The sequence below is a fragment of the Roseivirga sp. UBA1976 genome (genome assembly GCF_002336325.1).
Taxonomy (GTDB): domain Bacteria; phylum Bacteroidota; class Bacteroidia; order Cytophagales; family Cyclobacteriaceae; genus Roseivirga; species Roseivirga thermotolerans.
Genome location: NZ_DDDQ01000047.1, coordinates 1 through 7156, shown reverse-complemented (window position 1 = coordinate 7156; position 7156 = coordinate 1). Strand labels below are relative to the sequence as shown.

Genomic DNA, 7156 nt, shown 5'->3' with positions numbered 1-7156 from the left:
ATCGCGCCTGCTTTGGGAGCAGGAGGTCGCAGGTTCGAATCCTGCCACCCCGACAAATAGGTTAACAACCTATATCAAAAGCCTGCAAATCGTAAGATTTGCAGGCTTTTTTATTTTTTACGTATCAGTTCGATTTAGACAATTTCAGCAAAAATGAGACCTATCCGGTGAACCAAATGAATAGTTTATTTTAGTTCACCAGATTGATGCAAATAGCTGTAAAACAGATAGTTGCATTGAGTATTTTGAACTGCTTTAGGTCTGTTTGAGTGACCTTGTGGAAGCAGTTCACCACGAGAGGAATCATTTTAACACAAACACTCAAAAGCTGAATTGTCATGAGAACTACAAACACCTTCGGAGTTCAGTTCATCACAAGAACGAACAAGGCCAAAGATGGCCTACTCCCAATCTATGCCAGGGTCACCGTTGATGGCCGCAGAGTTGAAATATCATTGAAGCGCTGGATCAAACCAAGCGACTGGAATGGCAGCAAAGGCATGGCCAAGGGCAGCCGGGAAGAAATCAAATCGCTCAATCATTATTTGGATGAGGTTCAGGCCCGTATCATGGAATGCTACCAGGAGATGCAGGTCCAAAAAAGACTGATCACTGCTGATGCCATCAAGAGTATGTTCCTGGGTACAGACCAAAAGGACTTCACCTTATGCAAGCTGGTGGATTATCACAACCAGACAATGCGGGATACACTGGCGTGGGGCACGATGAAAAACTACTTCACCACTCAGAAGTATATCCATCGATTTTTGAAAGAGCGCTTTGGTACTACCGACATGTTCCTTTCGGAACTGTCTTATAAATTCATCACCGATTTTGAATTCTACCTCCGAAACTATAAACCCAAAGACCACCAGAAGCCGCTTGGCAACAATGGAGTGATGAAGCATCTGGAGAGGTTCCGGAAGATGGTGACAATGGCCGTGAAAATGGAATGGGTAAGCAGGGATCCATTTGACAAGTACCAGCTCAAATTCCATCGGGTGGATCGTGATTTCCTCAATGATGAAGAGCTGGAGGCCGTAGAGAACAAGGACTTCAAAATTGTCCGCCTGCAGTGGGTAAGGGATCTGTTTGTATTCAGCTGCTATACCGGACTGGCCTACATCGATGCTATGAACCTTACCCCATCCAACATCACCATAGGCATAGACGGAGAATACTGGCTCTCCACCTGTAGGCAAAAGACTGACCAGCCAGTAAGGGTTCCTATCCTTCCCAAAGCCTGGGAAATAATAGAGAAGTATAAGACCCATCCAAGGGCATTGCAGTAAGGATCGGTATTTCCAATGATCTCTAACCAAAAGTTGAACTCTTACTTGAAAGAAATTGCCGACCTGTGCGGGATTGAAAAGAACCTCACCTTTCATCTGGCCAGGCATACATTTGCTACCACTGTTACCCTTTGCAATGGTGTGCCTTTGGAAACTGTGAGCAAGATGCTGGGTCATTCAAAAATCACCACTACTCAGGTTTACGCCAAGGTGGTGGAGAAGAAAGTGAGTGAAGATATGCAGGCTCTCCGTGAAAGGCTGGCAGCACCAAAACTGATGAGAAGGGCAAAGTAGCCCTTTTCCGTATTTAAGTACTTGCTTAAATAACTATCATCCCCTACCTTTGTTTAAGCAATTGCTTAAATACTATGAATACATGTATCCGTGTCTTTGCAGATAGCATCCAGATCAGTCGCTGCAGAGAAGACTTGAAAAACAAAGAAGAAAGCTTTTTAGAACTGGCCGATGTACTGAATCTGGCAGGTAATGCGGTTCGCCTCAAAATCCTGTACCTCTTGAAACAGGAAAATGAACTTTGCCCATGTGACTTGTCAGACATCCTGGGCATGACCGTGCCGGCCGTCTCCCAACATCTAAAAAAACTGAAGGATGCGGGAATCGTGACGACCAAAAAATCCGGTCAAACCATCTTCTATTCAGTAGAAGAGCAAAGTCAGCGAATCATTTCATCAGTGCTCGATTTGTTTAATCTCCCAAATACAATTCCTGCCTTATGAAAAATTCTCTTTTAACTAGCGGTATTATGGCTGCACTCTTAAGTTCACTTTGCTGCATCACCCCAGTGCTTGCACTAGTGGCCGGTGCAAGCGGGATTGCCTCCACTTTCTCCTGGCTGGATCCTGCACGGCCCATTTTTGTCGGTATTACAGTTATAGTGTTGGGGTTTGCTTGGTACCAAAAACTCCTGCCTGCCGGCAGGCATGGTAGACCAAAGGCCAAAGATGAAATAGAATGTGCGTGTGAGCCTGGCGGAGAATATGCATATCCTAGCTTTTGGCAGACCCAGAAGTTTTTGGGGATAGTCACCGTTTTTGCTACCCTGATGCTCACATTCCCGCTGTATGCTCACATTTTCTACCCGAAAGCCGAAAAGCAAGTGATCATCGTTGATAAGTCAGACATTCAGACCGTAAATTTTCAAATCAAAGGCATGACTTGTCAGGGGTGCGCAGCGCATGTAGTGCATGAAGTAAATAAGCTCAGCGGCATCCTGAATGTAACCGCCTCCTACGACCAGGGCAATGCCATCGTAGAATTTGATAAATCCAAAACGGACGTCCTTGAAATTGAACAAGCCATCAACTCAACCGGATATTCAGTGACCAATAAAACAGAGAAATAAATGGAAATCATCTTAGAATCTACCATCACTTGCCCCAACTGCGGACATCAGAAAGAAGAAACTATGCCGACTGACGCCTGTCAGTATTTCTATGAATGTGAAAACTGCCACCAGGTGCTAAAACCAAAGGAAGGGGATTGCTGCGTGTATTGCAGCTATGGTTCAGCACCTTGTCCACCAGTACAATTGGATTCTGATCAAGCATGTTGCTAGGGTAGACAATGCTTTATGTGACATACATCATGTTTTGACATGTGCAATGTCATAGCGCGCTCAATAACCGTTGCGTACTTTTGAGTCATATTGAAGGGGATAACAAATAGATACCCCTTCAATGGATGGCATTTTACACCAACAAGCTAATGAAGCGCAATTTATATATCGTCCTGCTCATTGCAATGCTCTTCCCTGGAAAAGGGATGGCAGTGTTTCAGCACTTTTGCGGGGGCGAACTGATCAGCTTCGAGCTTTTTCTAAAACACCACGAACCATGCTGTGACGATCACAGCAACCCTTGTGATGGTTGTGAGGATCAGGAAACCATCTTCTCTCTCGATGATTTCAGGACACCTCATTCTGACATTCCTGTCATTGCTTCTTCAACAGCGGCATTGGCTCAGCCTTCTTTTCATTTGCCTTCTACACAATTTTTCGAGTCAAGAAACTACACAACTTCTAAAAAGGCTCCCCCCGGCTGGTCAGGGCGGTATCGCTCTATCCTGTTCCAGTCATTTCTTCTTTAGCTGACATCTGATTATCAGTTAGTTGCCGGGGTTACGAAACCCTTGGGCAATGTCGGAAATAGTTCAGTATAATATAACTGCTCCGGGATATTCGAACAGCATTAGACACGATCTATCTGACAAAACTATCATCAAATTTCTTTAATCAGACTTTCAACAAAATGTTAAAATCATGAAAACGTTTCATAAAATTCAATTGGTATTTATTGCCTTGACACTGATAGTGATCAATACCACATACGCCCAACAACGAGGCTTGCAGTATTTCAGGCCAAACGATAAAAACGGCCTGAATGTATTCGAGCCCTCAAAAGAGGATACAGTTATCTTTGATGGATTAAAAGTGAGGGTTGGTGGCGATTTCGCCATGCAGTTTCAAGGTATTAGGCAAAGCAATACGGCAGGTAACCTGACCAAACTGGGATCAGACTTCAATTTGCCGTCTGCCAACCTCAACCTGGACGTCCAGGTATTGGACGGAGTTCGCATGCATCTTAGGACCTATCTTTCTTCCAGAGCACACAACGAAGCATGGGTTAAGGGCGGATACATGAGAGTGGATAATCTTGACTTTGTTAAACCCGGGTTTCTGGAGGGAGTCATGAAATATACAAGCATCACCATAGGGTTAGATGAGTTCAACTATGGAGACGCACATTTCAGGAGAACGGACAATGCGAGAGGTATTTTCAACCCTTTTGTGGGGAATTATCTTATGGATGCATTCTCCACCGAGGCATTCGGAGAGATTACCGTTCAAAAGAATGGCTTATTGGTAGTGGTTGGGTTGACAAACGGTAAGCTCAATCAAAATGTAACGGTGAATGACAATACGGACAATAAGCCTTCTTTCTTCGGAAAGTTGGGATACGATAAACAACTGAACGAGGATCTGAGAGTACGATTGACCGGATCTTGGTACATCAATAAAGGAACCTCAACAGGCACATATCTGTATGGTGGTGACCGAGGAGGCTCCAGGTATTACAATGTGCTTTTTACAGTACCGGATGTGGATGGCAATACAGAAGGTGGCCCTCGTGATGGGCAGTTCAATGCCAGGTTCACAAAACTCACAGCCTTGCAAATTAACCCATTCATCAAGTACAAAGGCCTGGAGTTCTTTGGTATTTATGAGCTGGCTGATGGAAGCAATGAATTCACAACACCTCAAGCCGACACAGAGGGTGCATTCACACAAATAGCCGCAGAGGTATTGTATAGGTTTGGAGCTGATGAACGTTTCTATCTTGGTGGCAGATACAATATAGTGAGTGGCAAGATGCGTGAAAGTGCCACAGAAGATTTGGAAATCAGCAGGGTCAATTTTGGTGGAGGCTGGTATCTTTCAAAGAACGTTTTAACAAAAGTTGAGTACATGAAGCAGCAGTATGAAGGCAATGCCTGGACAGGGCGTTTTGCCGGGGCTGAGTTCAGTGGAGTCGTGGTTGAAGCGGTGATTAGTTTCTGACGGAACTCCCGTGTGGGTGACTCATCCACACGGGATTCTTTCTACTGCTGTGTAAAAGATAATGACTCCAAAAATAAGCATCAGCAAACTATGATTTTCCAATAGAAATAAAGCATAAACATCCACATGTTAAAGTATTTGAAATGCAAACCGTCATTTTTGACGTTAAAATCGAACATTCTGAACTAAATTCCGTATATTCGCATTAGATCTTCTCCAAAGTGCAACGTTTTAGAAAAATATCGGCCATTCTGGTGCTGCTCAGTTCCACGAGCTTCACCTTTGGCATGCATTTCTGTATGGGCCAGCTAGAGAGCATTGCACTTTTTGCCGGGGCTGAGCCCTGCGAAATGGCCACTCAAAAATCCCCTTGTGCCAATGATAAGCATGATCCGGATTGTGAACACCAGCAAGTAACTAAGAAAGGGTGCTGTGAAGACCAGACTGTTGTAATTGAGGGTCATGAAGATCTTACGCAAGTGACCAAAGTTGCAGTTCCTGATTTTCAAATGATCGCAGTGCTCTACGCTGTGGTATCGTTTCTTTTCAGCGCTCCTGCAGTTGATTATTATTCGTATAACGATTATTCCCCCCCTCTGATTGAGCGTGACATACCTGTGCTCGTTCAATCCTTCCTTATTTAAGCTTTTCATTCAATTCTTTCACTAGGCATAGCATTATGCTGCGCCACAAGTGCATGCATTTGTATGCGCTCAAGTCAATCCAGTTTTAAAGAAAATTGAATGAAAAATGCTCAATTCCATAATCAAATTCTTTCTCGAGAATAAGCTCGTTACCGTTCTCGTATTGCTACTCATTGTAGCCTGGGGCATAGTCACTGCTCCTTTTAACTGGGAGACAAGTTTCCTCCCACGTGACCCGGTTCCGGTTGATGCCATCCCGGACATTGGCGAAAACCAGCAAATCGTTTTCACTGAATGGATGGGACGTTCTCCACAGGATGTGGAAGACCAGATCACCTATCCGCTCACCACGGCTTTGCTGGGCCTTCCCGGTGTAAAAAGTGTGCGGAGTAGTTCAGCTTTTGGCTTTTCCAGCATCTACATCATTTTTAATGAAGACATTGAGTTCTACTGGAGCCGGTCACGGGTGCTGGAAAAACTCAACTCTTTACCGGCAGGTTTGCTTCCACCGGATGTGCAGCCAAAACTTGGCCCTGATGCTACCGCCCTGGGGCAGGTGTATTGGTACACGCTGGAAGGCCGGGACAAAGACGGAAACCCTACCGGAGGTTGGGATCTCCACGAACTGCGCACCATCCAGGACTATTACATACGCTACGCCCTCACTGCAGTAGAGGGTGTGGCCGAAGTAGCTTCCGTAGGTGGCTATGTCAAAGAATACCAGGTAGATGTTGACCCTGCCGCACTGAAAGCGCATGGGGTTAGCCTCATGGATGTGATGCAGGCCGTAAGAAACAGCAATATCGATGTGGGAGCCAACACCATTGAAGTAAACCGGGTGGATTATTTCGTAAGAGGCCTGGGTTATGTAGAAGAGCTGGCTGATCTGGACAAGGCTGTAGTAAAAGTAACGGACAATGTCCCGATCCGGGTAAAAGATGTTGCCAAGGTAAACATTGGCCCCCAACCAAGAAACATGAGCGGCATCCTGGACAAATCAGGAGCCGAAGCAGTGGGCGGTGTGGTCATTGCCCGCTACGGTGATAATCCACTGAAAATAATCAATGCCGTAAAGGAAGAAATCAACACCATAGCCGATGGCCTTCCGTCCAAAACACTGGAAGACGGCACAGTATCCAAAGTGACCATCGTCCCCTTTTATGACCGCACCGGCCTGATCTATGAGACCCTCGGCACATTGTATGAAGCCATCAGCCTGCAGATCCTGATTACTATCATAGTCATCATCGTGATGGTGTACAACCTGCGGGCTTCCATTCTGATATCCGCCCTGCTGCCATTGGCCGTGCTCATGTGTTTCATATTCATGAAGTACTTTGGAGTGGATGCTAACATCGTAGCGCTTTCCGGTATCGCTATTGCCATCGGCACCATGGTCGATCTGGGGATTATCCTGAATGAAAACATTCTCCGGCACCTGGAAATTGCCCCCGAAGGCCAGTCAAAATTAAAAACCGTTTATGAAGCCACTACCGAAGTAGCTACAGCCATTATCACGGCTGTTAGTACTACCATCGTCAGTTTCCTGCCGGTATTTACACTTCAAGCGGCCGAAGGCAAACTTTTCGGGCCATTGGCTTACACCAAAACTTTTGCCCTGGTGTCGGCCGTGATTTTTACCC

9 protein-coding genes are annotated in these 7156 nt (G+C 45.5%); all 9 read left to right on the top strand.

The window, feature by feature from the left end; genetic code table 11:
- The first annotated feature begins 338 nt into the window (after positions 1-338).
- On the top strand, positions 339-1292 hold the full coding sequence (locus B3763_RS05150; RefSeq protein WP_286744398.1) for a site-specific integrase: 954 nt from the start codon (positions 339-341) through the stop codon (positions 1290-1292).
- A gap of 15 nt (positions 1293-1307) precedes the next feature.
- Positions 1308-1586: a site-specific integrase gene (locus B3763_RS05145; protein WP_286744396.1), complete on the top strand. Its 279-nt coding sequence runs from the start codon at positions 1308-1310 to the stop codon at positions 1584-1586.
- A gap of 74 nt (positions 1587-1660) precedes the next feature.
- A complete protein-coding gene (locus tag B3763_RS05140) occupies positions 1661-2029 on the top strand; it encodes an ArsR/SmtB family transcription factor (RefSeq protein ID WP_084121538.1) in 369 nt (122 codons plus the stop codon).
- Positions 2026-2655, top strand: a complete 630-nt coding sequence (merTP, locus tag B3763_RS05135) for a mercuric transport protein MerTP (protein ID WP_286744392.1) — start codon at positions 2026-2028, stop codon at positions 2653-2655. Before B3763_RS05140 ends, merTP begins: the two co-directional genes overlap by 4 nt.
- Positions 2656-2868 carry a GDCCVxC domain-containing (seleno)protein gene (locus B3763_RS05130; RefSeq protein ID WP_073094976.1) on the top strand — a complete coding sequence of 71 codons (213 nt, stop codon included), beginning with the start codon at positions 2656-2658 and terminating at the stop codon, positions 2866-2868.
- 149 nt (positions 2869-3017) lie between these two features.
- On the top strand, positions 3018-3398 hold the full coding sequence (locus tag B3763_RS05125) for a hypothetical protein (RefSeq protein ID WP_286744387.1): 381 nt from the start codon (positions 3018-3020) through the stop codon (positions 3396-3398).
- Positions 3399-3570: 172 nt separating this feature from the next.
- A complete protein-coding gene (locus B3763_RS05120; RefSeq protein ID WP_286744385.1) occupies positions 3571-4869 on the top strand; it encodes a hypothetical protein in 1299 nt (432 codons plus the stop codon).
- Between the two features lie 221 nt (positions 4870-5090).
- On the top strand, positions 5091-5513 hold the full coding sequence (locus B3763_RS05115; RefSeq protein ID WP_286744382.1) for an HYC_CC_PP family protein: 423 nt from the start codon (positions 5091-5093) through the stop codon (positions 5511-5513).
- Positions 5514-5619: 106 nt separating this feature from the next.
- The coding region (locus B3763_RS05110) for an efflux RND transporter permease subunit (protein ID WP_286744379.1) at positions 5620-7156 on the top strand (1537 nt) is incomplete at its 3' end.